General features: G+C 56.0%; 20 protein-coding genes and 1 pseudogene. 5 read left to right on the forward strand and 16 right to left on the reverse strand.

The window, feature by feature from the left end; translation table 11 throughout:
- Positions 1-31: 31 nt before the first annotated feature.
- From RWM61_RS01850 to RWM61_RS01875, 6 genes and pseudogenes are all read right to left on the reverse strand, one after another.
- Positions 32-1327 (reverse strand): annotated as a pseudogene (locus RWM61_RS01850) (AbrB family transcriptional regulator); the annotation flags it as partial.
- The gene (locus tag RWM61_RS01855; RefSeq protein WP_313996746.1) at positions 1311-2966 is read right to left on the reverse strand and encodes an alpha-glucosidase; all 1656 of its coding nucleotides are present in this window, start codon (positions 2964-2966) and stop codon (positions 1311-1313) included. The pseudogene RWM61_RS01850 and the gene RWM61_RS01855, both read right to left, overlap by 17 nt.
- Positions 2967-3095: 129 nt before the next feature.
- Complete coding sequence (locus tag RWM61_RS01860; RefSeq protein WP_313996748.1) at positions 3096-4184, reverse strand: carbohydrate ABC transporter permease; 1089 nt, start codon at positions 4182-4184, stop codon at positions 3096-3098.
- Positions 4185-5267, reverse strand: coding sequence for a sugar ABC transporter permease (locus RWM61_RS01865; protein WP_313996750.1), 1083 nt, complete (start codon positions 5265-5267; stop codon positions 4185-4187).
- Between the two features lie 136 nt (positions 5268-5403).
- A complete protein-coding gene (locus RWM61_RS01870) occupies positions 5404-6819 on the reverse strand; it encodes an ABC transporter substrate-binding protein (RefSeq protein ID WP_313996752.1) in 1416 nt (471 codons plus the stop codon).
- A 178-nt stretch (positions 6820-6997) separates the two neighbouring features.
- A complete protein-coding gene (locus RWM61_RS01875; RefSeq protein ID WP_313996754.1) occupies positions 6998-8002 on the reverse strand; it encodes a LacI family DNA-binding transcriptional regulator in 1005 nt (334 codons plus the stop codon).
- Between the two features lie 435 nt (positions 8003-8437).
- Between RWM61_RS01875 and RWM61_RS01880 the strand changes: the two genes are divergently transcribed.
- A complete protein-coding gene (locus RWM61_RS01880; protein WP_313996756.1) occupies positions 8438-11482 on the forward strand; it encodes an EAL domain-containing protein in 3045 nt (1014 codons plus the stop codon).
- A gap of 119 nt (positions 11483-11601) precedes the next feature.
- Here RWM61_RS01880 and RWM61_RS01885 read toward each other — a convergent pair whose 3' ends face one another.
- The 5 genes from RWM61_RS01885 to RWM61_RS01905 form a co-directional block, all read right to left on the reverse strand.
- A complete protein-coding gene (locus RWM61_RS01885; RefSeq protein WP_313996758.1) occupies positions 11602-12045 on the reverse strand; it encodes a YkvA family protein in 444 nt (147 codons plus the stop codon).
- Positions 12046-12197: 152 nt separating this feature from the next.
- The gene (locus RWM61_RS01890; RefSeq protein ID WP_313996760.1) at positions 12198-12731 is read right to left on the reverse strand and encodes a YceI family protein; all 534 of its coding nucleotides are present in this window, start codon (positions 12729-12731) and stop codon (positions 12198-12200) included.
- Between the two features lie 269 nt (positions 12732-13000).
- Complete coding sequence (locus tag RWM61_RS01895) at positions 13001-13210, reverse strand: cold-shock protein (protein WP_313996762.1); 210 nt, start codon at positions 13208-13210, stop codon at positions 13001-13003.
- A 71-nt stretch (positions 13211-13281) separates the two neighbouring features.
- Positions 13282-13482, reverse strand: a complete 201-nt coding sequence (cspD, locus tag RWM61_RS01900; protein WP_036581058.1) for a cold-shock protein CspD — start codon at positions 13480-13482, stop codon at positions 13282-13284.
- 317 nt (positions 13483-13799) lie between these two features.
- Positions 13800-14798, reverse strand: coding sequence for an oxidoreductase (locus RWM61_RS01905; RefSeq protein ID WP_399537693.1), 999 nt, complete (start codon positions 14796-14798; stop codon positions 13800-13802).
- Between the two features lie 326 nt (positions 14799-15124).
- Between RWM61_RS01905 and RWM61_RS01910 the strand changes: the two genes are divergently transcribed.
- From RWM61_RS01910 to RWM61_RS01920, 3 genes are all read left to right on the forward strand, one after another.
- Positions 15125-15973, forward strand: coding sequence for a hypothetical protein (locus RWM61_RS01910; protein WP_313996769.1), 849 nt, complete (start codon positions 15125-15127; stop codon positions 15971-15973).
- Between the two features lie 73 nt (positions 15974-16046).
- Positions 16047-16775 carry a peptidylprolyl isomerase gene (locus RWM61_RS01915; RefSeq protein ID WP_313996772.1) on the forward strand — a complete coding sequence of 243 codons (729 nt, stop codon included), beginning with the start codon at positions 16047-16049 and terminating at the stop codon, positions 16773-16775.
- 181 nt (positions 16776-16956) lie between these two features.
- On the forward strand, positions 16957-17520 hold the full coding sequence (locus RWM61_RS01920) for a MerR family transcriptional regulator (protein WP_313996774.1): 564 nt from the start codon (positions 16957-16959) through the stop codon (positions 17518-17520).
- A 32-nt stretch (positions 17521-17552) separates the two neighbouring features.
- Here RWM61_RS01920 and RWM61_RS01925 read toward each other — a convergent pair whose 3' ends face one another.
- Both RWM61_RS01925 and RWM61_RS01930 read right to left on the reverse strand, forming a co-directional pair.
- Positions 17553-18479, reverse strand: coding sequence for an aromatic acid exporter family protein (locus RWM61_RS01925; RefSeq protein WP_313996776.1), 927 nt, complete (start codon positions 18477-18479; stop codon positions 17553-17555).
- 32 nt (positions 18480-18511) lie between these two features.
- Positions 18512-19768 (reverse strand): sodium:proton antiporter, encoded by a 1257-nt coding sequence (locus RWM61_RS01930; protein ID WP_313996778.1) that lies wholly within the window; start codon positions 19766-19768, stop codon positions 18512-18514.
- A 484-nt stretch (positions 19769-20252) separates the two neighbouring features.
- Here RWM61_RS01930 and RWM61_RS01935 point away from each other — a divergent pair, with 484 nt between their 5' ends.
- Entirely contained in the window at positions 20253-20825 is a 573-nt protein-coding gene (locus tag RWM61_RS01935; protein WP_313996780.1) for a hypothetical protein, read from the forward strand.
- Between the two features lie 2053 nt (positions 20826-22878).
- Here RWM61_RS01935 and RWM61_RS01940 read toward each other — a convergent pair.
- From RWM61_RS01940 to RWM61_RS01950, 3 genes are all read right to left on the reverse strand, one after another.
- Positions 22879-24882 carry an AbfB domain-containing protein gene (locus RWM61_RS01940; RefSeq protein WP_313996783.1) on the reverse strand — a complete coding sequence of 668 codons (2004 nt, stop codon included), beginning with the start codon at positions 24880-24882 and terminating at the stop codon, positions 22879-22881.
- 68 nt (positions 24883-24950) lie between these two features.
- Complete coding sequence (locus tag RWM61_RS01945; RefSeq protein WP_313996785.1) at positions 24951-25904, reverse strand: glycoside hydrolase family 43 protein; 954 nt, start codon at positions 25902-25904, stop codon at positions 24951-24953.
- Between the two features lie 11 nt (positions 25905-25915).
- Positions 25916-26788: a carbohydrate ABC transporter permease gene (locus RWM61_RS01950; RefSeq protein WP_313996787.1), complete on the reverse strand. Its 873-nt coding sequence runs from the start codon at positions 26786-26788 to the stop codon at positions 25916-25918.
- Positions 26789-26796: the final 8 nt, after the last annotated feature.

The following is a 26796-nucleotide window of genomic DNA, read 5'->3' on the forward strand; positions in this document are numbered from 1 at the left end:
GCCGGGCGCAAGCGACAAAAAACCAGGTGACGACCGAATCGCCCGTCACCAGAGAGAGCACCCAGGCTGCCGCAATCGAAATCGCGACGAGCAGCGCCGCGACGGCGAATGCCAGCGGGCCGAACCGCCGATTGGCGAACACGACCCGCGGTTGAATGCGCAGGCCGATGTAGATGCCCATTGAAAGCTGCGCCGCAGCCATCAGCGGGTCCGGTACGACCGGGAACACGGCGCCGGCGGCCGACAAGGCGCCTACGAACGCGATCGGACCGAGAAACTCCCCCGCGGGCAGCCCCAGCCGCCGGGCCAGCCAGGCGGATAACGGTACGAGCGGCAGCATGAGATAGCCGTACAACGGCGGCCACGCCGCAACGGCTCCCGCTGCGGCCGCCCGAGCCGCCTCCGCCGCCCGAGCCGCCTCCGCCGCCGGCACAGCGGATGCGTTCGTGAAGAAGGCCGCAAGAAAAGGCACCGTGTACAGCACGACGACCAGCCGGGACGTCTGCATCAGCGCGACGGTTCCCGGATCGGCCCCTTTCATCTCCTCCGCCAGAAGCACCATCTGCGGCAGCCCTCCCGGCACGCAGCCGAGCACGGCGTTCATCTCGCTGAGCCGCGCCAGCTTCGCGAACCCGATTCCGATCATGTAACAGACCGCAATCCATAGCACTCCCGCCGCAATCATGCCCGGAAGATCGCGCGCCATCGCAAGCAGCGTATCCAGCGTTATTCTCTGTCCCAGCATCAGGCCGATCACGACAACGCCCGCATCGCTCAGCCAGCGCGGCCACACAGCCCTCCCCGGCCGCAAGGTATTGACAAGCATGACGCTGAACGCAGCGCCCAATATCCACGGCAAGGGCAGGCCCAGCAGGGCAAAAGCCAATCCCCCGATAAAGCCGACTGCCAGCGTGCTTCCCCATAAAGCTGCGTTTCTCATACTTTTCCCCCAAAGCGGTTTCCTTGTTTGACCGCGCCGTTGCGCCCGGTCCAATGTTCCCATCTTGCAACGTATCCGTCCGTTTGTCAAAGGGACGAGGTGCTGTTGAACTTCCTGAACGAAGCGCTTCGGGAAACCGAGCCGAAGCCGTTCATCCGACTGACGCTGCTGAGTACGCATTTGGATAAAACCGCGCGGCCGGACAAGGTTCCAAAGAAACATGGGAGGAATCGGCGTTGAGTCAGGACTAGGAAATGCGAGCGCTGTACGACACGCGGAAAAAGGCGCTTGATTATGCGGTAGCGAATACACGCAAAGGAGGGCCGCCCCTTGGCGCCCCCTCCTCTTCGCATTGCCGCTCGCTCCTATCCTATCCCGACACCTCATAAATCAGCGCCTCGTAAGGCCGCAGCGCAAACGTCCCCTCGACGCCCCGCTCCCGCGGCGCATCGGCGTAATTGCCGAGCACGAGACGCAGCGTGCCCTTGCCGGCGGCGGCGCCTTCCGGCGCCGTAAAGCGGTTGGCTCTCGAGTCGTGGTTCAGCGCCACCAACCACCGCACACCGTCATGGCTGCGCATATATGCGTACACGTGGGGATCGTCTCCGCTGATGTCGGTGAAATCGCCGTAGGCCATCACCGGATGCTTTTTGCGAAGCGCGATCAGCTCCCGGTAATAATGCAGCACGGATGCCGGCTCCGCTTCCGCCTGCTCCACGTTGATCCGCTTGTAGTTCGGATTGACCTTGATCCACGGCTCGCCGTCGGTGAAGCCCGCCTGCGGCCCGCCGTTCCACTGCATCGGCGACCGTGAGTTGTCGCGGCTCAGCGGCTGCAGCTCACGCAGCACCTGCGCCGGATCGCGGCCTTTGCCGACCTCCTCGACGTACCGGTTCAACATCGCGATGTCCTGGTACTCGCCGATGCTGTCGTACCGGACGCCGGTCATCCCGATCTCTTCACCCTGGTAAATGTACGGGATGCCGGGCAGCGTGTGCACGAGCGTGCCGAGCAGCTTGGCGCTCTCGACCCGGTATTCGCCGTCGTTGCCGTAACGGGTCACCTGGCGCGCATGGTCGTGGTTGTTCAGGAACTGCGAGCCGAAGCCGCGTCCGCGCATCGCTTCCGCCCATGTACGCTGGATGCGCTTGAAGCGAAGCATATCCCATTCCGGCATATCGTCCGCCACCTCGAAGTGAAACAACGTGTTCAGCTCCTTGCGCGCCTCGTCGACGAACAGCGGCCCGGTCTCCGGCGTCGCGAACGCCACCTCGCCGACCGTCATGATATCGTAACAGCTGAACACCTCCCGGTTCATCTCCTGCAAATAATCGTGCAAGCCCGGATTGTGCGTCAAATAGCAAATGTCGTGCGGATCCTCGGCATCCTCGAACCGTTCCGGCTTCGCCAGCAGCGCCAGCGCGTCGAGTCGCAGGCCGTCGATCCCTTTGTCCAGCCAGAACCGCAGCATGCGGTACATCTCTTCCCGAACCTCCGGATTGGCCCAGTTCAGGTCCGGCTGCTCGATCGCGAACGAATGCAAGTAATACTGGCCCGTGCGTTCATCGAACTCCCACGAGGAGGGGTTGAAATACGACCGCCAGTTCGTCGGCGCCCCTCCGCCCTTCGGATCGCGCCAGATGTACCAATCGCGCTTCGGATCGTCCTTCGAGGAACGCGACGCCTTGAACCAAGGATGCTGATCCGATGTGTGGTTCAGCACGACGTCCATCATCAGCTTCATGCCGCGCGCATGCACCTCGGCCAGCAGCTTATCGAAATCCGCCATCGTGCCCGCCCGCTCCATGACCGCGTAATAATCGGACACGTCGTAGCCGTTGTCCTTGTCAGGCGACGTGTTGAACGGATTCAGCCACACCATCGTGACGCCGAGCGACTTGATGTAATCGAGCTTCCGGATCACGCCCTTCAAATCGCCGTAGCCGTCGCCGTCCGTATCAAGAAAGCTCCGCCAATATACCTGATAAACCACCGATTCCTTCCACCAAGCCGGTTTGACCAGCATCGTACATCTCTCCCTCTCTGCAAACCCCCTCCAAAGCGACGTAAGCCGATCGCTCACGCTGCGTTCTTCACAGGGATACCATTCGTTCCTATCCTGGGCGGTCCTTCTCTTTATTAACCTTTAACCGGATTAACCTTTAACCGAGCCACCGAGCATCCCGCGAACGAAATAGCGCTGCAGCGCGAAGAACACGGTCAGCGGCATCAGCATCGAAATGAACGCGGCCGCCGTCAGCAGATGCCAGTCGTTGCCCCTCGATCCGACCAGGTTGGCGATCTTCATCGACATGACCTGAACCTCCGGCTGGCTGCCGAGGAAAATGAGCGACACGAGATAATCGTTCCATACCCATAAGAATTGGAAAATGCTGATCGAAGCCAGGGCCGGCACCGACAACGGCAGAATGAGCCGGCTGAAAATCGTAAAGTTCGTGGCGCCGTCCATGAACGCCGATTCGAAAATATCTTTCGGCAGCTGGCTGATCGACGTGTACATAAAGTAGGTGATCAGCGGCAGGCCGAATGCCGTATGCGCGAGCCAGATGCCGAAATACGTCCCGTTCAGGCCGAGGCTCGTATAATCGCGCAGAATCGGAATGAGCGCCACCTGCAGCGGCACGACCAACAGCGCGATGATGATGACGAACAGCGACCTCCGACCCGGAAACCGCAGCCACGCGAAAGCGTAAGCCGCGAAGGACGCGATGAAAATCGGGATGACGGTAGCCGGCACGGTTACGGCGATCGTATTCCAGAACGACTGGCCCATGCCGCTGCCCTGCTCCGTCCTGACGCTGCCGTCCGGCAGCGTGATTTTGTACTGCTTGCCGCCGAGCACCGTTTCATAGTTCTGTGTGGTGAAGCCGGTAATCCAGGCCCACTCTTTCTCCTGAACGTTGATCAGCCGCTGGCGCCGGTTTTCCCAGACCAGCAGCTGGCCGTCGCGCTCGACGCCTTCGCGGAGCTGATCGTCCGAATAGGTTTTGCCTTCGACGGTAATCGGCTGCCGCAGGTCCGTATCGCGCGGCAGCTCGATCTGGGCGACCGTCGTCCACGCCTTATGCGGGAAAATGTTCCACCAGCCGGTGGACAGAATATCTGCGGCGGGCCGGAATGACGAGACGAGCAGCCCGAACGTCGGGACGGCCCAAATGACACAAATGATCGCAAGCACGGTGTTGACGAGCCATTTGGATCTGCGGACTCCTTTGCGTTTCATTTAGAACCCTCCCTCTTTGCGGAATTGACGCAGGTTGATGACGATGACCGGAATGACCGCAATCAGCAGCACAATCGCCAGCGTCGAGCCGTAGCCCGCATTCTGGTACATGAACAGCTGCCGGTAGAACTGCGTCGCGACGACCTCGGTGTTGTACTGGCCGCCGGTCATGATCATGACGACGTCGAATATTTTCAGCGTGAATACGATGATCGTCGTCGTAACGGACAGCAGGGTGCCCGAGATGTACGGAATCATGATGCTGAAAAAGATGCGGAGCTCGCCGGCGCCGTCCATGCGCGCCGCCTCCAGCATATCCTCGGGAATGCTCTTGATGGCCGCCGAGAAAATGACCATCGCGAAGCCGGTCTGCATCCAGATCAGAATGACGATCAGGAACAGGTTATTCCAGGGCTGGACCATGCTGAGCCAGGCCTGCGGCTCTCCCCCGAGCGCCACGACGATCGCGTTAAGCAGACCGATCTGCTCCTGCTCCGGCTGATAATAATAAATGAATTTCCAGATGACGCCGGCAGCGACGAATGAAATCGCCATCGGCATGAAAATTATCGCCTTCGCCAGCCGTTCGAAACTGCTCCGGTCGGCCAGAATGGCGATCAGCAGGCCGAGACTGACGCACGCGGTCGTCCCGAAAAACACCCACAGCAGGTTGTTCCGGAGCGCGGTCACGAGCAGCCGGTCCGTGAACACCGCCGCGTAGTTGGCCAAACCGACGAAATCGACCGAAGAGGCGTCGAAGAAGCTTAACCAGAACGTCCGCAGCGTCGGCAGGACGAGCAGCCACCCGAGCAGCAGGACGGCCGGACCGACAAACACAAAAGGCAATAGTCTCCGCTGCCATTGATCCGGATACTGCTCGACCATCCAGTTGAAGGACCAGTAGATCGAATAAATACCCAGCGCACCCCATAGTACCGCCAATACGGCATTGGCTACCGGCGGAAGCCCGGAATCGCGAAAAAACATAAAAATCAGCCAATGAATGGCGATATTAAGAGCCGGCACCAACAAGGTTACCAAGAGCAGACGCAGAGCATTGCCTTTTTTCGCCTGCAATTCCATTTCATTTCCTCCTTACGTTTTGTGGAGCATAGCTCCAACCGATGTTCTTCGCAACAAAACGCATCCTAAGCATATGCTTAGGACAGGGCAAGGCCGCCCGCCTGAGCGGTACGGCCCCAACCGCATCCGTAATATCTTATTTCCAGCCTGCCTGGATTTCGGACAACGCCGTATCCAGATCGGCCGCGCCGCTGACATAGTCGGTCATGCCTTTCCAGAACGTGCCCGCGCCTACGGCGCCAGGCATCAGGTCGGAACCGTCGAAACGGATCGCCGTGGCGGAGCCGAGGAAGTCGGCCATTTTGCGCTCCGCTTCGTTCGCGTACCAGGACGGATCGGCGCCGTTCATCGGTGCCGTTACGCCGCCGGACTGAATCCACGTCTTGAGCGAATCGGCCGTCGTGAAGAATTCCATGACCGCGCGAACCTCGGGACGGTCGTTGAACATCGCGTAGATATCGCCGGAGATCAATGCCGGCGTGCCGTACTGCTCATCGATCGAAGGCAGCGGGAACCAGTCGAAATCGTCAGGCGTCAGACCTTCGGGGAAGAAGCTCGTAATGAAGCCCGCTTGACGGTGCAGCCATGCTTTCGGCGGATTCTCGTACACCGGCTTGACGGCGTCGCCGAACGACGTCGTGGCGATCGATTTGCGGCCGCCGTATACGTAATCCTCGTTAAACCAGATTTCGGACATTTTCTCCGCTGCGTTCTTGACGATCGGATCGGTGAACGGAAGCTCGCCGTTAACCCACTTGTCATAGTTCTCAGGCGACGTGGTGCGGAGCATGATGTCCTCCATCCAGTCCGTCGCCACCCAGCCGGTTGCCGTGCCGGATTCGATGCCGATACTCCAGGCCGGATCGCCGTCCGCGGCGATCTGGTCGGACAGCTTCTTCAGCTCGTCCCACGTTTTCGGGATCGTATAGCCCGCTTCCGCGAACGCTTTCTTGTTGTACCATACCAGGGATTTCACGCTGGAGCGCGCCCATACGCCCGCCATAACGTCGCCGTTCGGACCGGGCATCGTGCCCATATCCAGCCAGCTTTGCGCGTACTGCTTGTTCAGGTACTCATCGCTCAGGAACGACTTCACGTCGATGACTTTGCCGTCTTTAACAAAGCCCTTGAGCAAGCCCGGCTGCGGGAAGTCCGCGATGTCCGGCGCGTTGCCGCCATTAACGCGAACGGAAATCGTCGCTTCGAATTCCTTGGAGCCTTCATAAGCGATGTCGATGCCCGTTTTCTCCTCGAACTCCTTGATCGATTCGTTGAACTTCACTTCATCCGCATCGGTGAACGGACCGAACATCGTCACCTTTTTGCCTTTGAAGTCGCCGTTCATCGCTTGCTCCACGTACGAGCCGGCAGCCGCGCCGCCGTTGTTGCCGTCGCCGCCGGCATTGCCGCCTTCGTTCGTTCCGGCATTCGTTCCGCCGTTTGCTCCGCCGTTCGTTGCACCGTTATTGTTGTTTCCGCCGCATGCGGAAAGCACCAGGGCGAAAACCAAAATCAGAATGAAAGCGGACAGTGTGGTTCTTTTCCTTTGCACAGACCTCAACCCTTTCTCATTTGTTCGATTTCGATGATCGTAAAGCTGTCAAGCTGCGATAAACCGCCTAAGTATTCCGCGGACCGATGTGCGGACATCACCCCCTTAAAATACCATCGTTTGCCTGGCTTTATACCTTTTTCCTGCGTAAAAGTTCGGCCTCCGCAGGCTGCCCCTTTCATAGGGAGCGGGTCGACTCCCGGATAATGAGCCGGTGGGGAAGCTTCTCGCGGAGCTCTTTGACCTCGCCGGTCGTCGCCAGCTCGTGAAGCTTGCATACGGCGCGGTAACCGATTTCATACACCGGCTGGGCGACCGTCGTCAGCTTCGGAATAAACATATCGGCCATCCGGATGTTATCGAACCCCACGACCGAAACATCTGCTGGCACGGACCGGCCGCTCTCGCGAACGAAGGAGATTGCGCCCATCGCGAACTCATCGGAGGCGGCGAATATTGCGGTCAGCTCCGGATGGTCGGCGAGCAGCCGTCCGGCGGCGGCATACGCGTCCTCGAAGCGATGGGCGGCGAATTCGACGCAAGTCTCATAAGCCTGAAGGCCATGTTCGCGGAGCGCCCGCTGAAAGCCGTCGTATCGCGGATACCCAGAAATCGTCTCTCCCAGCGGAAAGCTGATCATGCCGATCGCCTTATGGCCGCTCTCTATGAGATGGAGCACCGCGTCGAAAGCCGCCTTCTCATCGTCGATGTCAACGGATGGGATGTCGAATTGCGGCGCATTGGTTGAGGCGAGTACGAACGGAAGCCGGTGCCGCAGCATTTCTTCATAGTAATCCTCATGCAGCGCATCGCTGGCGAAAATGATCCCGTCCACCTGCTTCTCGTAAAAGCTGTGGATGTACGAGAGCAGCCGGTCGTGGTCGCGGTCGGTGTTGCAGATCATGAGACTGTGGTTCAACCGAACGGCGGCGTCCTGCATCCCTCGGATCAGGCCTGCGTAGTAAGGGTTTTCAATGTCCGGAATCATGACGCCGAGCGTGTCGGACTTCTTGTAAATCAAGCCGCGCGCAAAGCCGTTCGGTTGGTATTGCAAAGTTTCTATAGCTTCCAGCACCCGGCTGCGCTTGTCTTCCACGACGGTTTCCGGCGCGTTCATCACGCGGGAAACCGTGCTGATGGAGACACCGGCACGTTTGGCGACGTCGCGAATCGTCGGTTTCATAAGCAGAGCCTTCCTCCTGGTTCGTAGGGTACGGCTAGTACGGTCTGTCGGTTCCCGCTGCCATATCGCCGAAAACGTTTCCTGAAAAGCTTTTCTGAAAAGCTTTTCATGATCATTATAATCGACCCGGCTCCAACTTGCAATCTAATCATGATGCCGATTATTTTAGGGCCCCCTTCTCTTTCATCGGAATTCTTTGCAGCAGGCAAGCTTGAATCGCTCGCAAACACGGTGCCCACCGCGCAGCATTCGACTTCATTTATCGACGAGATTCATCGTTTTATAGCCCCTTTTTCCTGGGCATTAAGGAGGAGTCCGTTCTCTGATGTGGAATAGAATACATTAGAATGGTGACCGTTCCCGAACATTCGGTCTCTGGTTCCTGCTTGAACGTATGTTGCCGGCAACAGGAAGCAAGGGGAGGATCTGAAATCGTTGGAAAAACAACACCGTATCGTCGTATTCACCCCGCATCTGGACGGTGATTACTTCGGCAAGCTGCTTGCCGTTATAAACAAAATCACGCAAGTCCGAAGATCGGAACTGACTATTGTGCAAACGCAGATCAACCATCCTTATGATTCGCCGATTGACGATCCATTGTTTGTGGACAACATGGATGCCTGCATCATACTGCTGGACTGTGTCGGTCCGGTTACACGGGATCGGCTTGCCCGCTGCGGCAAGCCTGTCGTAGCGGTCGGCTTCATCGAAAGCGCCTTTCCCTGCCACTCCGTCGTGATCGACAACCGGACGGGCATCCGCAACGCCGTCAGCCATTTGGCCATGCACGGCCATACCGATATCGCTTATGTCGGCGGTTCCGTTCAATACGACCAAATCGAACGATTCGAAGCCTTCAAAGCCGCGCTTGAAGAGAACGGGCTGGCGCTGCATCCGGAGCTTGCGGTGCGCGTCGATGACAATATGGAGCGGGACGGCATCCAGGCGGCCGAACGGCTGCTTCAATGCGGACGCCGGTTTACGGCTGTCGTAGCGGCATCGGACAGGAACGCGATCGGATTGATCCACTCCCTGGAGGCGCACGGTTTGTCCGTACCCCATGATGTCGCGGTAACCGGCTTCGACAACATGGAGCAGGCCGCCGGCGAGCCTTATTCGCTCTCGACCGTCCGGCAGGGTTACGAGGAACTGGCGCAGGCCGCAATGGACATCCTCTACCGCATTCCGGCAGGGAAAGCGCCTGCGGCCGGTGTGACGCAAGTTCCGGTCCGGTTTATCCGCCGCTCTTCCTGCGGCTGTCCATCCGTCCCCGCCGACCCGGCTGTTGAAACCGTTTCCTCCAGGCAAACGATTATCGGTCTTCGCAATGCTTTGCGGTTGACGGAACAAAGCCATTCTGAATGGATACGAAACATCGCGCGCACCGCTTCCGCCGAGAAAATCGAGCTGGCGGACCTGTTTTGGAACTCCTCGCACTGGGGATATCTCGCCTTATGGAACGCCGAACGCACCGAACTCGTCGTCGACCGCGCGTTCAGCAGGAAGGGCCACCCCGCTCCGGCTGCGGGCAAGCGATACCGGCCCGGGGCTTTTCCCGACACGGACCTGCTGCCTCCTTCCGTCAAGGACGGTGGCGGGGATATCGTCATCGTGCATCCGGTCAAAAACGATCATTACGATTGGGGCTTTATCGTGCTTGTCGGACCGTTCGACGAGCTCAGCGGCCTGTTCATCAGCCATCTCGGCCACCAGAGCTATAACATATTGGCGGGCGTGCTCGAGCGCGAGCTTCTGTTCGAGAAAGTGCGGACAATGGCGGACCGTCTCGAAATCGTATCGCGGACGACCAATGACGGCATTTGGGATTACGACATCGTCTCCGAGAAGGTCGAGTGGAACATCAGGTTCCGGACCATGCTCGGCAGCGCCGGCGAACAGCTGACCGAAGACCCGGAATCGTTGTTCAAGCTCGTTCATCCCGACGACGAGCTGCTGCTGCGCAGGCGGATCCATGAGCATCTTGTCGAACGCAAGCCGTTTCAGATCGAGTTCCGTATTATACTTGAAGCCGATACCGTCATGTGGGTTTATGCGGCGGGCGAAGCCGTTCGCCGTCCCGACGGAAGGCCCATCCGGATGATCGGCTCCTTCACCGACATTACGATGAAAAAAGCCGATGAAGAACGGATCGTGCGGCTCGCTTACCACGACATGCTGACGGGCCTGCCAAACCGGCTGTTTTTCATGGAACGCCTGGAGCGGCTGATGCCGGAATGCCGGCGGAACGGCAGTTGGCTGGCCGTGCTGCTCATGGATCTGGACCGGTTCAAGATCATCAACGATACGCTGGGCCACCAGGCGGGCGACAAGCTGCTGCAGCATGTGGCGGACAAGATCCGTCTGTGCATCCGGCCAGGAGACACGATCGCGCGCCTGGGGGGCGATGAATTCGTCGTCCTGCTGTCGAAGGTTCACGGCAGCGCCGAAGTGGAACGGATCGCCGGCGCCATTGCCCGCCAGCTTGCCGACCCGCTGGTTGAGGGCGGCAGGGAGATATTCACGACGGCCAGCATAGGCGCCTGCTTGTTTCCGATGCATGCGGACTCCCCCGAAATTTTGATCAAACATGCCGACATGGCTATGTACAAAGCAAAGGAGAACGGACGCGACCAGATGGTCTTCTATACGCCGGACCTGAGCTCGCTGGTCGAGAAGCGGTTTTTGCTGGGCAACAACCTGCGCAAAGCGATCGAGCGCGGGGAGCTTGAGCTGCATTACCAACCGCAGGTCGACATGCATACCGGGCGGGTCATCGGGGCGGAGGCGCTGCTTCGCTGGCACTCGGCGGAGCACGGGACCGTGCAGCCCTCGGATTTCATCCCGCTCGCGGAGGAAACCGGCTGGATTATCCCGATCAGCGTATGGGTCATTCGGGAAGCATGCGATCAAATCGTGCGCTGGCGTGAAGCCGGCCTTCCGCCGCTGGTCGTGTCTGTGAATATCTCGGCGCAGCATTTCCGGCTCGGCGATTTCTCACGGTGGGTCAAGTCCGTCCTGGATGAGAAAGGTGTCGAGCCGCAATCGCTCGGCCTGGAAATAACAGAAACGACCGCGATCCAGAACATGGAACACAGCGCGCAGATGCTGAGGGAATTGGCCGTCCTCGGCCTGCCGATCGCAATTGACGATTTCGGCACCGGCCACTCCTCGCTTACACTGCTCAAGCGGCTTCCGATCCGCATGATCAAAATCGACAAATCGTTTACCCGCGACATGACGCTTGATCAGGACGATGCGGCCATCGTCAAGGCCGTCATCGCCATGTCCCACAGCCTGGGCTTGTCCGTCATTGCGGAAGGCGTGGAAATGCAGTCCCAGGTCCGCCATCTCCGTTTGCTCGGGTGCGATTATATTCAAGGATTCTATATCGGACGGCCGATGACCGCCGATCGTTTCACCGGCTTTCTGGCCGGGCATTTCTCGGACGGGGCGCGCGGCGCAGCCGATCCGCAATGACAAAGGGGACACCTTCCATGCGTAAACCGACGGTGTCCGTCTTTACATGCTCGAGCGGCTCCGGCAACCGGTAAAAAGAGGAAGCGGACCGCCGTTCGGGACGGTCCGCTTCCGCATGTTTATACGCCCCGGGCGGCCGGAGCCTGAATGCGCCGCTCGACCTCGACGACCTCCGGATGGTCATCCTCCGTACCGCGGAACAACTGCCTGAGCTTATTCTTGGCTTGCTGCCTGACTTCGTCGTTTATGCTGCCGGCCACATGCCCCAACGCCAGAAGCAGCGCCCCCCAGTCGTCAACATAGCCGATTGCCGGCATAATATCCGGCATAATATCCAGCGGCAGAATCCAATAACCGAGCGCGCCGTAAATTTGGATTTTCGCCGTCTTCGGCGTCTTCGGGCTTTTCAGCGCATAGTACAGGAGCAATGCCAGATAAGCCGCTTTGATGCCGATGCTTGCGGCCGATCTTTTCAGCTTTGAGCGAAAACCTTCATCGGAATAATGCTTCCGATATTCGCCGTAAGGCTGACGTTCGATGGTTTGCGGTTGATTGTCCATCATGCTTCCCTCCCCGTTCGATTGGCGTCACTTATTTCATAACCGAATTAGAAGCGCGGCAATCGCCGCGGCACCAGGGCCAACCCGCATGGCGCTTGAAACGAAATAAAGTCCCGGCTCCGATTGAAGCGCGGGACTTTCCTGTTTTCCTGTCATCAAGCTTGCTGCGAAGCTTGGAGCTCGAGCGCGATTTTCACTTCGTCGCCTACAAGCACGCCGCCCGTTTCGAGCGCCGCGTTCCAGGTCAATCCGTAGTCGCTGCGCTTGATGGATCCTTTCGCGCTGAAGCCGACCACTTCGACTCCCCACGGATTTTTACCGCCGCCTTCGTATGTCGCCTCGAATGTTTCGGTTCGGGTCACGCCGCGGATCGTCAGGTCGCCGGTTACGTCGTATTCGCCTTCGCCGGTTTTCACGATGCTCTTCGACCGGAACGTCATCTTCGGATAGTTCTCAACATCGAAGAAATCGGCGGACCGCAGATGATTGTCACGGTCGGCGTTGCGCGTATCAATGCTGCTCAGATCGACGCTGAGACCGATGTGTGCCGAAGTCAGGTCGTTCGGATCCGCTTCGATATCGGCATCGAAGGTTTGGAACGAGCCCTTGACCCTGGAAATCATCATGTGCTTGACGGAAAATTCAATGCTGCTGTGCGAGGCGTCTACCGCCCATTTAACGTTGGCCATTTGTCCGTACCTCCATGTCTTTAGCTTACATTTAATAATTAACTTACTTTAGATTAACGTCACTGCCTATATTTTGTCAACCCTATTATTTTCTTTGGCGAAACAGCAAAATAATCCCCGAAAAGTGACGTGATGCTCTGTAGCTTAATCCGATTACTTTTCGGGGACCCCATAAGGATATAATTCTTTATATACAAAAAACCCGCTGCTGCGCAGGCGGGTTTCATTGAAAAGCCGGGCGGACGAAAGGAACGTTCGCCTTCCGCCAGCTATTTTTTCAAGTAATTTTTGTCCGTATTGACCAGCAAAGACAGCATCTTCGTCGACTTGACCATCGGCGCGCCGCAATGGCGGCAGAGAGGCTCCTGCTCGAACGTGAAGTCATTGCGCATCCATAAGTTGCAACCGTCCGTCGTACAGGTCCAGATCTCGGTCAAGGAAAGGGGAATTTCTTCTAACGGTTTTTTCCGTGAATACACGGTCCGGCTCCCTCCTTCATCCGGTAAAATAAAACTGCCCTTAACGAACCGTTAAGGGCAGTCTGGTCAGCTTACAGCTTAACAACGTTCTCGGCTTGCGGGCCGCGGTTGCCTTGCACGACGTTGAATTCGACGCGCTGGCCTTCTTCCAACGATTTGTAGCCGTCACCGACGATTGCGCTGAAATGCACGAATACGTCTTTGCCGCCTTCGACTTCGATGAAGCCGAAACCTTTCTCGGCGTTAAACCATTTAACTGTTCCGGTTTGCATGCTGGTATTCCTCCTTCGTAAAAATTTATATGACCTTTTTATCCGTAAATAAAAAATTCACATATGGGAAAAGGTACCATTCCTCAATGATCACCCTTTGCAATATGTGAATATACCAGCAGGTCTTCATTAGGTAAATTGATCATACCACAACCCGGGATAAATAGCAAAACGTTTCAGAAATGAAATCCCGCAGACTTACGCACTTCGGCGTGCCGCTGCGGGAATATCCTGCGGAAAGGCCGCTTGCGGCCCGACAGCCGCCATGCAGCGCCGCAACTCGCGCCGGATGAGGTGTGCGTCGGACTACCCATGACCTACAGCTTCACCACAATGCGTCCTCGCGATTCGCCGTTCAGCATCGGCTGCACAATCTCCGGCACGCGGCCGAGCGGAATTTCCCGAAACAGCGCGTCCGGCTTATCCGGCTTAAGCCGCCCGGCCAGCTGCCGCCATATGTCGGTACGCCGTGCCATCGGAATGAACACCGAGTCGATCCCGATAAGCCGGACACCTCTCAGGATAAACGGCAGCACGGTCGCAGACAGCGCCGTTCCGCCCGTCAGCCCGCTGGCCGCCACCGCTCCCGAGTAGCGGATTCGGGGCAGGATCGACGACAGCGTCCGTCCTCCGACGCAATCGACCGCCCCCGCCCACAGCTGCTTGTCCAGCGGCTTCGTCTCGGCGGGCACCAGTTCTTCACGCGTGAGGATATGCCGGGCGCCAAGCTCCCGCAGCCGCTCGGCCTCGTCGGGCTTGCCTGTGGAAGCAACCGTCTCGTAGCCCAGCCTGGCCAGCATGGCCACCGCCGCACTTCCGACACCTCCGGACGCGCCTGTGACCAAAACCAGACCGGAGTTCGGCAGAACGCCGCTTTCCTCCAGCGCCACGACGGACAGGGCCGCGGTAAATCCGGCTGTGCCCAGCATCATCGCCTCCTTGGCGCTCAGACCTTCCGGCAACGGAACCGCCCAATCCGCGGGTATCCTGGCATACTCGCTCCATCCGCCGAAATGGGACACGCCGAGTCCGTATCCGGTTACGATCACCTCGTCGCCCGGCTTGAAACGCGGCGATTCGCTTTGCTCCACCACACCGGCCAAGTCGATGCCGGGAACGAACGGATACGTCTTTACGATGTTTCCGTTCGCCGAGCAAGCCAGAGCATCTTTATAGTTAACGCTTGAATAACTGACACGGACAAGAAGCTCTCCTTCGGGAAGATCGGCCGCTTCGAGCGTCCTGATACGGGGCTCGACGTCCCCGTTCCCGTTATCGCCCGCCCTGTCGACAACGATTGCTTGAAAGGGTTGAATAACGTTGTACAAAGAACTCATCTGTTTCCACACCTTCCCTGACCGATATGTGCTTATTATACCGAAAAGGGCTGGGCCGCGGTATTAAGTCCGTCACATTATCCTTCGGCCCGGAAAACCGCGCAGAAGGCCGCGCAGAAGGCTGGCGGATGCTTGACAGCCGGCGGAAAGTCGGGTAAATTAAACGGACAACAGCAGATGAACAGGGATACCACCTTGCGCGGAAGCACCCGTAAGCACAAGCCGAAACGGCTTTGTTGCGGGTGCTTTTTGTCGTCTGCAGCGAAAGGCTTGCAACTATAACATAGCGAGGAGGAAACGTGTGAATGTGGTGTTTGAAACGGAAAGAAGGCGTCAAGGTGCGGCTGGCCGCGCTGTTCCTCATGCTGCTGCCGGCGTTCGCCGCGCCCGCGGAACTGTCGGCGGCCGTCAATCTGACGCCGACGGTTGAGGCCGCCTTCGGCGGGCTTGCTTCGGAAGCGGACCCGGCGATGCGCGCAACGATGGGCAAGCTGATGAGCGATTTGACCGTCCTCGATGCGCAGGACCTTCAATGGGAAGACAAAGTGAAGAATCTTCAGTTCCGCAACGAAGAAGCGCTCGGCATCCTGTACAAGCAAATCAACCGGATCGGCGCGGACAACGTGCAGAAGCTCGAAGCCGAAGTCAAGCAAGCGAAAGCCCGCTACAAACCGCTGTTCGATTACTACGCATCGTTGAACCGGCAAATGACCGCCGCGCGGAGGATCGGCAGCAAACAAGCCGTTTCCCTGCTTCGCGCGCAGGCCGATGGCGTACGGATTTCAACCCAGCTGGCCCGTCTGGACATCCGCAATAAAGAGGACAGGCTGCGGGCGGCCAAAGATGCCGCAGCCAAGTCGAAAGCCCGAATTCGCGGCACGCTGGCCGCAGCCGATCCGCTTAAGGTGCGTCTGAAAGCGGATCGAAGCGCCATCGCCAGGCATAAGCGGAGCTTGTCCGATCCGTTGGATTCGTTCAAGCGGGCCGTGAAGAAGAAAGACGCCGCGGGCGCGACGGCCGCGCTGTCCGAGCTCGTAACGCTGTCCCGGCAGATCGTGGAAAGAAAACAGGCAAGCTACGATCTGGAAAGCCGGATCGGCACCGTTATCCAACAGGCAAGGGGACAGCTGCCGCAGGGTTCGCCTGTCCGTTGATTCAAAATTCGTCGGCGAATCGCTATAATAGAGGGCGGAAACGAAAAAACGGACAAGGCGGGAGACAACGACAATGAACGCGATGAAATTCAAGCCGGCCCTGCTGCTCGGCATGCTGGCGGCATTCGCCATCCTGCTCGCCGCATGCGGGGGCGGCAGCTCACAATCCCAGGGGAATGGAACGGGCAGCGGCACAAGCGGCAACGGGGCAGCCGCAAATCAAGCGCCGGCGGGCGGCGGCGAAGAAGCGCCGGCCGGCGAAACGGACAAGTACGCTTCGAAGACCAACCCGGTCGTGACGATTGAGACCGACGGCGGCAAGCTGATTACGATCGAGCTGTATCCGGAGCTTGCTCCCAATACGGTCAACAACTTCATTTCATTGGTAAATAAAGGCTTCTATGACGGCACCGTTTTTCATCGGGTCATTCCGGGCTTCATGATCCAGGGCGGAGATCCCGACGGCACCGGCATGGGCGGCCCCGGCTACGGCATCGCGGGCGAATTCAGCGGCAACGGCTTCCCCAACGACCTGAAGCATGAGCGCGGCGTCATCTCGATGGCCCGGGCCCAGGATCCGAACTCGGCCGGCTCGCAATTTTTCATCATGGTCGCGGATGCGCCTTACCTCGACGGAAGCTACGCGGCGTTCGGCAAAGTAACGTCGGGCATGGAAGCGGTGGATGAGATCGTCAGCCTGCCGACCGGCGCCAACGATCGTCCGGAGACGCTCCCGGCGATGAAGAAAGTAACCGTCGACACGAAAGGCATCGAGTATGCGGAGCCTGAAACGGTGAAATAACGACTCCCGCGCTAAGAGCCCCGAACCCAGCCTCCCGGCTGGGTTTTTGTCTGCTCCATAGAGCAAAAAAACGCCGAAAACCACTTTGTTTATCGAATGCGCACTACCTTTGTCACCCTTGCAGGGAGAGCGGATCGAGGCTCGAATATGCATACTTACGATCTTGAACGGGGTGATAAAAATGAACAAAGCGATGAAAACGAAAGACATGGCGCAAACGCTCGGCGTCAGCCAAACGACGGTCAAACGGTGGGTTTCCCATTATCCCGATTCGTTCCGCAAGGACCGGTACGGGCACTATGTGTTCTCGGAGCAGGACGTGGAGCGGGTGCGCCATATCAAGCTGATGGTCGAGCAGGGGATGGCCTTGGACGAGATCTCCTTGTCGGAGATCGGGCACAGCATGACCATGGAGACTGCGGCTGCGGCCGAACGGACTGCCGACGCCTGCGGCGGCGCTTTCGGCATCGCCGACGATCTGCAGGTTACCATCGCGCGCATTGAAGCCGCCCTCTCGCAGAAGGCCGACGATGTGGTGACGTTCCAATTCCTGAAGCAGCGCGAAGAGCTGGAGGACATCCGCAAAACCGTGGAGCGGCTGACGGAAACGGTCGAAGCGTTGCGCAAACAGGTTGCCCCCATGCCCGTCATCGCCGCCGAGCCTCCCGCAGGCACAGCCGCAGCCGCATCTTCCGCATCCAGAAGGCGGAAGCGCAGCCTGCTGCGCAACCTTTTTCCATTCTGACATAAACCTTCACCGAAAAGGGCGGTTCCGCGCTAATCCAGCGTATCGACGAACCGTTCAAGCTCGTTGGCCACCGCGTACAGATTCGCCCGGTTCTCGAATTCGTCTCTCGTTTCCGGCAGCGGCAGCAGCTTGTGGTACTCGCGAATGGCGCGCAGCATGTTGTAGAAGGTGTCCGCGTAACCCGGCTTGTTCATATGGGCGCTCAGCTCGATGACGAAATCGCCGATCCGCCTGCCCTGCTCGATCTGCACGTTAACCCGCGAAACGGCTGGCAGCATCCGCTCGAGCAGCTCGAACTGCTTCCTTTTCGTCTCAAAATAATGCCCGTACTCATTGCCGCGTGCCAGATGATTTTCCGCATCCAAAGCTGCCGCGCTCCGCGCCCTGGAGAGCAGCTGGGAAAGCTGCAGCAGCTCGCTGCCGTCCCACAGCGTATAGCCGTTCTTGAGGTAATTCGCGATTTCGTGCAAAATGGCGGCGATCAGCCGGTCCGACTCGACCTTGTACCGCTGCAGCTGCTTGTCGATGCTCGGCATATACCAATTGATCAGCAGCGCAACGCCCAGACCGACGACCACAACGAGCAGCTCGTTGAGGAAAAAAGAAGCCTCCGCCTCGCGGTTCATATAGACGTGCATCACGATGACCGAGCTGCTGGCAATCCCCTCCTGAATGCGAAGCCGGACGCAGAGCGGAATGAACAGCAGCAGCAGGACCAGAAACGAGTATGGCCGGTAGCCGATCAGCTCGAATAAGCCGGTCGCGAAGAACAGGGCCGCCATGCAGGCGAAAAACCGGCTGGTCGCCGCTTTAATGGACTGCTTCCGCGATTTCTGTATGCATAAAAGCGTCAGGATGCCTGCGGCCGAATAATACTCCAGCTGAAGCCATTGGGCTATCAGGACGGACAAGCTGACGCCGACCGCGGTCTTGACCGTCCGAAATCCGATTCTCACGATGATCGCCGCCTTCGTCGAAAATGCCGCCCTTAACGCAAGGGCGCTCTTTCGTCATGGGTTCGTTTCGCTTTCTCACCGCTTAAGCCCAGCTTCAGCACGAGCGGCTTCATCGACAAGCCCTGCACGAGCAGGGAGAACACCACGACGCTGAACGTTAGAACCAGCACATCGGCCCTGCCCTCGAACGATGGCGGCAGGCTGAGCGCCAGTGCGATGGACAGGCTTCCCTTGAGACCGCCCCAATTCAGTATCATTTTCCAGGAGCCGGGAAAATGCCTGATGAAAGCCACGCTCGCATACAGCGCAACCGTTCTGCCTAACAGTACGATAACGACGGCGGCGCCGATCAGCGGCCATTTGTCGGAGAAGTCGATGTACTTGATTTCAAGCCCGATCATCAGGAAAATGAGCGAATTGGCGATTAACGCGATCACTTCCCAGAACGAGTTGATGTTCATTTTCGTCATTTCCGACATGCCGATCCGAGACCCGTAGCTGCCGAAAACCAGCCCGCCGACGACTACCGCGATGACACCGGACACATCAAAATGCTCCGCAATAAAATAACTGCCGAAAAACAGCAGCATGGAAAAACCGATCTCCAGCGGGTAGTCGTCATAAAGGCGGATCGCCTGGGAGAACAGGTAGCCCATAAGGCCGCCGAGCGCGATCCCGCCCAGACTGAATTTCAGAAAGAGCAGGGCGCCGCTTCCCAGGCCCATCCATCCCATTTCCAAATAAGACAGCAAATAGACGGAGGAGATCTGGAACAGAACGACCGCGATTCCGTCATTGAACAGCGATTCTCCCTCAATAATCGTCACAATGGACTTGGGCACGCCGAGCGATTTGAAAATGGAGATGACGCTGATCGGATCCGTGGCGCTCATCAAAGCGGCAAACGTGAACGCGACGATCAAAGGCAGTCCCATCAGGTAGTAACCGGCCAAAGCGATAATCACAAACGACAACAGCGTGCCCCCGAACGCCAGCGCCAGAACGGGCTTCTTCTGCTCCATCAGGGAGGAGAACGGCAGCTTCAGCGTCGCGTCGCCCAGCAGGATCGGCAGAAACAAAGAAATGACGATCGCCTGAAACACATTCGATTGGGTAATGAACGTTTCCGCCTCTTCGAGGAACGGGATACGGCTGATGCCGAGCAGAAGGCCCACAATAACAAGCGCGATCGAGTACGGCTGTCTGACCTTCTTCGCAATCGCAATCACGAACAAGGAAACCGCGAGCAGAATCAGCAGCTGCATGAAGGTCTCGTTAAATCCGTACATGGGAAAATCCTCCGGTGAAATAGCGTTGATTGACGTCAACTCCATTTTACGCCAACCGATACGATTTACCAACCCGAGCGAGTGCCGGCTCCCTTCGCACAGAAAACGCGGCAGCTTGGATCCGATTACGGCCGCAATCGAAAACCGTTTTGCGAAAGTCAACTGATTTCCGGATAATACCTCAACATTAAAACCCCCTTGCATCGGCAACACTAAACCTGTAAAAGCGGCCGGTGAAGGGTATTTCTTTTTGGGCGAATCAAGATGTTTGGTGTACGAGTTACATAAATGCCGAAGGTTAGCTCGAAGTTTTCTGATACACAGACCAATCGAACAGTAGCCATAATAGCTATTTTTTCGGTTATACAAAACGGGCCATTAAAGACAAGAGCCATAAGAACTAGTATTTTTATTACACATATTGACACTTTCAATTTATTTGGTAAAATTTTATTAATAAACCAATACAGCGGAGGGATTACCAATGCCATCAAAAGTAACACAAAAATCAACTGTTCAGTCGAATTATAAACCCGAGGTAAACAAGGGTAGTGCCCAAATTGCTCAAAAGCAACCCCTGGTAACAGCTGAAGTAAAGTTAGGATCCGGCTTAGGTGCCTCTGGAAAGTTGGGCATCGTTCAGATTGACGCCTCCGCTAAATCATACCAATCATATTCGACGTACAATGGCAAGACTAGTGGCGCTGATGTCGGAGTTAAAGCGGGGGTCACAAATAAACTGATGGTCGCCGCAGAAGGCGGTTTGACCAAAAAAGATACCCAGGGTGCCCAGAAAGAAAAAACTTATTTTGTCGGAGTAGCTGCCGGAGACCAAAAGTATGGTGTAAGCAACGTCAAATCAGATAAAGACCTAAAAATATCAATTGGCGGAGGACTTTGGGTCGGTGCGGGAGCAGAAGTATCAGTTGAGGTCAATTTATCTGAGGCTTATCGAAGAGGGCAGCAGGCCGTTACCAAATCCGTTAATAATGTGGCCCAAAAAGCAACCAACTTTGTTAACAAACTTTACGACCCCGGAAGTTGGGGATTTCGTTAATAAATGGACAATCTAGAATCGGTAAATGAACTTGTTGGCTTGTGTAAGTCTGTTAGCACATATAAAGAGCCAATAAATATATGTTCCGATTTTAATTATTCGGATGATTTTATCGTTATCTACATGAACAAAAAGCTATTTGAATTAAATGATAAAGTCGGATTATATGTTTTTATTTTAGATCAGTTTGTTTACGAGCAGTACTTTACCATAAGTCACATAATAGAAGGAACTTTTATATTTGACCAAATTTCTATACCTTTTATAAAAACATTAATTAAGGGTCAAAGGTCATTGATTCCATGTTACATAGGTATAGCTAGAAACGATACGCCTATTTTAAAAGCTAATTTCAATTTAAAGAACAATAATCAAGTCTATACTTGCTAGCAGGGCCTTCTCCGAGATGAGGCTCCCTTTAAAGACAAGCAAAACACCCGTTATTTATGGGATCCTGTTTTGTTTTTCTCTAAGTCTCTCTAGTTTTAAAAATCTTGTTAACTGTACTTTTAACGTTATATTCTCTTTTCAAGTATTCGCCGAGAGGCATCTGTTGATTGTTAATATAGTGTCCGTCTGAGGTCAGTATCAATCTATTCTGATTGTTGTAGATCTTATAATTTATATCGTCAAACTCACCGGATTCCCCAACCTTCACCCTATTAACAAAATGTATCTGTTCTATAACTTGATAGCTAATATCATCTTTAATCGATAAATCCTTTATTTTCAGGAATAAAAAATACTTCTTTAGTTTAAAGTTATCTACTTTATAATATATCGATATTGGAATAATAGTACATATTAACACGAAATAAAAGACATAGACCCATACAATCGGTAAATCGAAAAACAAATATAATGCACCAAAGATCACAACAAAAGATACTATAAATATACAAATACCCTTAAAATTTCGAAATGTAAAAACCATAGTTAAAATCATCCTCTACATTTAGGCAGGTGATAAAATGAAAAGTTTTAATTTTAAATCTTTTATTAAAAAGATCATCCTTTATTTTGCAGTATTCGGTCTGTTAATCGGTCTGTTCCTATTTGTATTAAGTTTCTTTACAGATCAGGTAACGGCAGACTTCTTCGGAAAAAAATACAAAGGTATGGTCGCCGGCTTCATCAGCCTTGTCATGGTTCCCTTCTACTCTTCTGTAATTGGCCTTGTTTTCAGCGTAGTGTTATACATACCGATAAAGGCAATACAAAAAAAATAATAAACAAACAACAAACCATTTAGACAATGTTACCACAGAATGAACGGTCGAGGCTATATGGCCATAAACAGGTTTGTGCTTGCAACACAAGCCGAACTTGACTGCCGCTTCTCGACAAAAGAGCACCGGACCCGGTCCAGTGCTTTTTGTTTTTCCGCTGCCGCTTCAGTTCATCCTTCGGCTATACTTTATTCGTAACCGCCGCTCCCGGCGCCGAGCCTTGCTCGATCTCCCTTTCACGCCGCAGGATTCCCGCGATGTGTTCAAAGCCGCCTGCGGACCCGGGAAATGCTCCTTGTGCTGGCCGAGGTTCTCCTGACCTCGGCAGGCGTTTCGCCGCCGATGATGCCGATTCCGGAGGACACCGATTGGAGAAACAGTCATACAATACCCGATTTTTTAAAGTAGCATTCCCGACTTCATCTCGTACATCTCCCAAATACAGCCCGTAACTCGTCCTGGACACGAAAAAGAGACGTAGCTGGAGCCGTACTCCATTCGGATCAGGGTTCCAGATGTACAATGTGGCAGCGGTATCTTTTTTAAATCTCCCATAATAACGCCGCGGAGCGTCTCAACCGGCGCCTTCGGCTGTCGATCATAGGTAAGCAATCCGTTTATCTCCTCTCCACATCCGTCAGATGGGTATAGCAGAAGCGTGCGACTCTCGCCGGCATGCTTGACCGATTGGACATTTTCCGCGCGCGGCAGCGCTCCCCGTTCCTCCAGCTCTGGTACATCCGTTTGTTCCACAACCTATTGTCCCTCGTGCTAGCCCTTCCTGGCTGCTGATCGATCCTTACGCCCTTCTTCGTCAATGCCCGTTACTTCACGTAAAATGTAGCATCCTGCCGGTCCACGGCTGTCGACACCTGGGAGATTTCCAGCAAGCCGTTCCTATGCCTCATGTAAGCGCCGACGATATTGTAGGATTCAAAGGATGCCGCCCATGGGCCGGCCAAACCGGTACGGAGATACCAGGTGGCATCATTCTTGAAGAGCGCGGAATTATCGTTCGCTTCCAGCCAGACCTTTCCGTCCCGGTGGCGGAGATAGTAGCCCGGTATAGAGACGGATTCGATTGAAACCGCAGACGGGTCTGCCAGCCCGCCAACAATCTTCCATTGGGATTCCGGGCTGTATTGCCCGCCGTCAATCTTCCCGCGGCCATCCTGGTAGCGGACAAAGCTATTTCCGATGTTGAAGCTTTCCAGTTGGTTGACCGGAATCTCGGTATCCACCCGCACAGGCTTCCAGTTCTGCGTATCGAGGCCATTGGCGGTCCACTGAATCACCTTGGTTCCGGCAGGCGAGCCGCCTCCCGCGTTGTCCAGCATCAGTCCGCTGTACTGGTTCATGACAGTGTAATAGCCGGTGCCGTTGTAGACGAATTTCCACCGCTGCGTATCCAGCTCGTTGTTCGTCCACAGAATCACATTCGTGCCCGGCGCTGTGGCTCCGTTGGGATCGTCCAGCACAAGGCCGTTGTTGAGATTCGTCCCTCGGAAAAAGCCGCCAGGCCTGTAATCCAAACGCCACCACTGCGTATCTAGTCCGAGATCATTCCATTGGATAACCTTGGTGCCGGGAGGAGAGCCGCCTCCCGCATTGTCCAGAAGCAGATTGTTGTTCTGGTTGATGATCTTGTAGACGCCGTCGGAAACAAGAGAAGAATCCCCGTTTACCTGGACCACATTGGCACGGATTTCATTCCGGCTGCCGACCTTTACGGTATTCACCTCCAGCAGAAGCGAATTGCCGAGCGGCAGAAGCGTCCCACTCCAGGCGGCCGGTGTATTCTGATTGGTCCCCTTTACGGTGAGCGGCGCGTCAACCTGCGTCCAGGTGGCGCCGTTGTCGCCGCTCGTAAACATTTTGTTGGCGGAAGAGACCACATCCGTCATGCCGCGCACATAGAACCTGCCGTTCGCGGAGCCGTCATCGATGTAGGCAACCTCCGGGGTCTGAGATGCGCGATAGATTCCCGTGCCGACCACGGCCCCCAAATCCGTGGGGCTTCCCCAGTTGATGCCGTCCGGCGAGGTTTTGAAACGGACCGCAAAGTTGGGAGCGGCGCCCAGCATCTCGAAAAACATGAAATAGATTCCGTTCTTCGCTTTCACCACCCTTGGCATCCCAGGACGCCAGTTCCAATCTGCCGCATTGCCGACAACGATGCTGTAGCTGCTCCACGTAAGCCCTCCATCGCCGGATATTTCTCGGGCGATGGCTTGATTGTAGCCCGGCTGCCGTTCATCGGAATAGTAGATGATCAATCGACCGTCGCTTGTTACCGCGAACTCCGGCTCCCAGGTACGCTTGGTTCCTGCCGATCCCCGCGCGGCCACATTGCTGTGGAACTGCCACGTGGCCCCGTTATCCGTGCTTCTCCAGATATGAATCGTGTACGGGGCCGAATTATCCCAATCTGTCGACGCGAACAGCAGAGTCCCGGCCGGGTAAGAGCCGACCTGCTGCGGCAGCACATACAGCGTCGTCATGCCTTGCTGGTCCCGGCTCAGTCCATAGTTGTTGGGATCGATCTCGCTGAGAAGCGACCAGGTTGCACCGTTGTCCGTACTCCGGTAGAACGGAAAGGGCTGCATGCCGACCCAACCCGTATTCCCGGGAAACTTCCGTGTAAAGGTGGAGAGAATATCGCCATTGCCCAGTTTGACCGCTCGCGCATAATAGGGTTCCGGTTCCGACGCATTGCTGTAAATGACCGAACCCGTCGTTGCCGCCCGAATGGGCGATACTGCCATTCCCGTCGTAAGTAATACCATCGTCAAGGCGAGCAGCAAAGAACGTTTCCATCGTTTTCCCATCCCAATCCCTCCCCAAAAGGACTATTTGATCGGACTCCATGTCACTCTTGTTCTAAAGAAATTTCACATCATTCCCCCGACGGTACAGGGATATCTTGGGTGTCGCTCAGGGGAATCCCGAAATCCGGCGTTCCGTCTGGCTTCCAGGTGAATTTCTGAATGCGCGTGGACCTTAGGCCCACATCCGCTCCCGGAGCGGGCAGCGCGTGATAGACGATCCAATCCTCCTCTCCATCCGGAGACTCGGTCAAGCTGTTGTGCCCCGTCGCGTATACGCCGTTCTCCACGCTTTTGCGGAACACGGGATGCGCCGATTTTTCCCAGGAAGACGGGACCATCGGATCGTCCCCCTCATCCATGGTCAGCATGCCGAGAGCATAGTCTTCCGACCAGGTCGTGCTGGCCGAATACACAAGGAAGACGAAGCCGTTCCGATGCAGCAGTACCGGTCCCTCGTTGATCGCCATGCCACCCTGTTTCTCCCATTCCAGAATCGGAGCCGTCAGCAGAACATGCTCCCCTTCCAGTGTCCAGGGATTCGCCATACGCGAGATGTAGATGGCCGAGCCATAATCGGGGAAATGGCCGTAGCCCGCGTATAGAAAATACAACTCGCCCTGTAATGTCAGCACGGTTCCGTCCAGCCCGGGAACGGGCGTCGGCAACGCGCCTTTCCACACCCAATCGCCTTCAAGCGGGTTCGTTTCCCCGTTCTCCAGCACGCAGATACGCCGGGACTCGTCGCCGCCGCCGTCATTGGCGGTATAGTAGATGTACCATTTTCCGTCCAGCCGGTGAATTTCCGGAGCCCACAGATTATGGCTGTAACGACCGCCCGGCGGCGGGGACCATATCGTTTTTTTGCGTCCCCGGGCAAGCCCGGTCAGGGTCGCGGATTGCGTAAGCTCCAGGCGTCCAAACTGCGTGGACATAAAGTAATAGTTGCCGTCGGTATGCCTCAATACCCATGGATCGGCTGCATTCGCGACGATCGGATTGCGAAATGTAAAGTGGTTTGCCATGTTTCTCTCCTCTATCCCTTCATCCCGGTCAAGGTAATGCCCTCGACGAAATATTTCTGTGCAAAGAAGAACAACAATAAGGTAGGAATCAACGCCAGCACGGAGCCAGCCATAATATAGGTCCATTGCGAGGTATAGAATCCCTGAAACGACGCGAGAACCAGCTGCAGCGTGTACTTCTCGGGAGAGTTGATATAAATGAGCGGCCCGAGATAATCGTTGTAGCCCGCCAGAAAGCCGAGGAGTCCCTGCGTGATCAGGGCCGGTTTGGACAAAGGAAGCATGATGCGGACGAAGATATGAAACGGATTCATTCCGTCTACCTTGGCGGCATCCTCCAACTCTTTGGGAATGGTCATGAAAAACTGCCTCAACAGGAACACCGCCGCGGCTGCGCCGAACATGCCCGGAACGATCAACGGCAGCCAGCGGTCCACCCAGCCGATGCTCTTGAACAAGATGAAGGTCGGAATCATGGTGACGACGCCGGGAATCATCATGGTAGCCAAAAGCAAGGTGAATAGGACATTTTTGGAAGGGAATTCCATCCGCGCAAATGCATTGGCCGCCAGCGCGCTTGTCAACAGGCCTACCAGACACGGCAGAGAAATGATCAGCAGGGTGTTGAGGAAGCCGTACAGGATGTTGGATTCAAGTAAAACAAACCGATAGTTGCCCCATTCGAAGCGCTCCGGTATCCACTTGGGAGGCATTTCAAATTCCAGTCCCTGTTGCTTCAGCGAAGTGGACAGCATCCACAGAAAGGGCATGGCCATCACCAGTGCTCCAGCCGTGAGGAACAGATACGCCAACCCTTTGCGGGCCTGTTCGCCCGCCCACTTTTTTCTATGCCGCGTGCCATCGGCGTTTAGGATCTTCGTCATGTGTATCC

Origin of the sequence: uncultured Paenibacillus sp., from assembly GCF_963515335.1 — a bacterium.
Taxonomy (GTDB): domain Bacteria; phylum Bacillota; class Bacilli; order Paenibacillales; family Paenibacillaceae; genus Paenibacillus_I.